The sequence below is a fragment of the Fundidesulfovibrio sp. genome (genome assembly GCF_058402725.1).
Map to the genome: position 1 here is coordinate 1 of NZ_JBZVFJ010000293.1, position 2,144 is coordinate 2,144.

The window sequence follows — 2,144 nt, forward strand, 5'->3', positions numbered from 1 at the left end:
CGACCAGGAGGCCGCGCTGTAACTGACGCGGGCCCTCCCGAAGAGGGTCAGCTCCAGATACTCGCCCAGCGTGACGAACCGTGCCGCCGCGCGGAACACCTCGGGCCGGTGACGCTTGAGGTGCAACAGGCGCGGTGCGGCGTAGCTGGGGTGGAAGCGGCATCCTGTCCGCTGCCTGAAGCGCTCCTCGTCCAGCTCGCGGCGCAGGAATTCCGCCTCTCTGGCGGAACTCAGATCGGCGTAGGTGGAGAGCCGGGTCAAGGCCCTCGCGTCGCGGTCCACGGCCATGAGGTTGGACACGAAGGAGCACCCGCCGACGGCCTTGATGGAGCGGGCCATGTCGCCCGCATCGGCCAGCACACGGTCGATGCAGGCGAAGAGTCCGTCCAGCAGGGCGTCGGGGTCGGCGGTGCTCTGGCCGTCCGGGTCGTTGCGCAGGACGGTGGGCGCGGCGGCGGCCAGCCCCTCCACCAGCCTGCCGCCCGCGTCGAACACTCCGGCGCGGGTGGTGGTGGAGCCCACGTCGAGGGCCAGCACCAAGGGGGAGGCGGCCCTTGAGGGCGGGATGCTCTCCATGCCCGGCCTAGGCCCCCGCAAGGGGTCGCAGGTGGCGCTCGAAGTGGGTGCGGAGCACTTCCTCGTGCAGGGCGCGGTGCTCCTTGAGCAGGGCCGCCAGTCGCTCCCTGAAGGAAGGCCTGCCCTCCGCCCCCGGGGTGGTGAGCACCGAACCGAAGGTGACGTGCAGAATCTGGCGGCCGTTGTCGTAGCCGAGGTAGGCCGCTTCGAGCACGCCCTTGTCGAGACGCTCCGGCGAGGGCGAACCGTCCAGCACGGCCGAGATGTGGTAGCTGGCCTTGTCCGTGTCGAAGCGGGCGCGGGAGAACTCCACGATTTCGCGGAACAGGTCCGGATCGGTCCGGCAGGCCACGCGCAGGGCCTCCAGGTAGCTGGTCCCGGCGGTTTTCACGTGGAAGACGCCCCCCGTGGCCTTGGCGAGCAGGGGGTAGACCCCGAACTTGTCCGATCCGCTGTGCAGGGAGAGCTTGTAGGGGCCGAAGCGCCCGGCCACGGCGGCGTGCCGGGCCAGCACGTCGCGCAGGTCGCGCAGGTCGCCCCGGTAGTCCACGCCCTTCTCGAAGGCCCCGGGGAAGCGCGGGGCGAGGCTCACGACGGCGACGCCCCGGCGCTTGAGCTCCATGGCGATGTAGCAATGCTCGGCAACGCTGGTGGGCTCCTCGGTCTCGTCGACCGAGACCTCGATCTCCCAGGGCTTCCCGGCGCGGGCCTTGGCGATGTGGGCGGCCATGGCCTGGATGTGGTCCAGGGCGCGGCCGTACTTCACCACGGCCCGGTACAGGGTCAGCCTGTCGAAGGCGACCGAGCCCGTGCCGAGTTCGAAGGATTTGCCCTCGTAGAGCCCTGAGGCCTGCTCCGCGCCCCCCTGCCCGGCCTGGACCATGGCCTCGAAGCGCTTCCCGAGTTCCGCCCCGTCGTACGTTCCGGCGTTCTGGTCCACATGGTCGGAGGGGTCGATGGTGAAGAAAACGAAACCGGACGCAGCGGTCACGTCCACGTCCTCGAAGGTCTTCAGGTGGTCGGCGTCCGCGCCGGTGGGGCCGGTCCAGCCGGAGCGCAGCGCCCCGAAGACGGCGTCGGACATCACTTCCGGCGGGGTGCGGCGGGTGCGGGTCATCTCCCGGATGGATTGCTGGCAGAAGATGGGGACAAGGCCCTCCCCGGCCGCGCGCATGGCTGCGGCATGGCCGGGGGTGGCCAGGCCGATGCGGTCTCCGAAACCGAAGGAGGGGGCGAGCCCGGTGGCCCCCGGGGTGAGCGCGGGCATCGCCGCCAGGAGCGAGGGCAGGTTGGCCGGGCAGGAGCGCCCGAAGGACAGGGAGAAGCCGCCCGCCTGCTCGAGCGTCCCCTCCGCCAGGGAAAGCAGGGGCGCGCCGGGGGTCACCGAAAAGACGTGCTCCACTCCGCCTTTGTCCATGATGCCCGCCACGCCGCCCCCGGCGGACGCGAGAGACGCCGCCGCGACATCCGAACCCAGCGTGCCGGACAGGGCGCTGGCCAGGGCGTCCCGGCCTTCTCCTTGGTGGACGAGGAATGCCCCCAGGGGGGCCTTGATGGCTTCCATGCTC

2 protein-coding genes are annotated in these 2,144 nt (G+C 71.2%); both read right to left on the bottom strand.

Annotation, left to right across the window (positions count from 1 at the left end; translation table 11 throughout):
- On the bottom strand, positions 1 to 576 hold a 576-nt coding region (locus ACV4UX_RS18850; protein WP_491594820.1), incomplete at its 3' end, for an FGGY family carbohydrate kinase.
- Positions 577 to 583: 7 nt separating this feature from the next.
- Positions 584 to 2,144 (bottom strand): tagaturonate epimerase family protein (locus ACV4UX_RS18855; protein ID WP_491594821.1); only part of this gene is annotated, 1,561 nt, incomplete at its 5' end.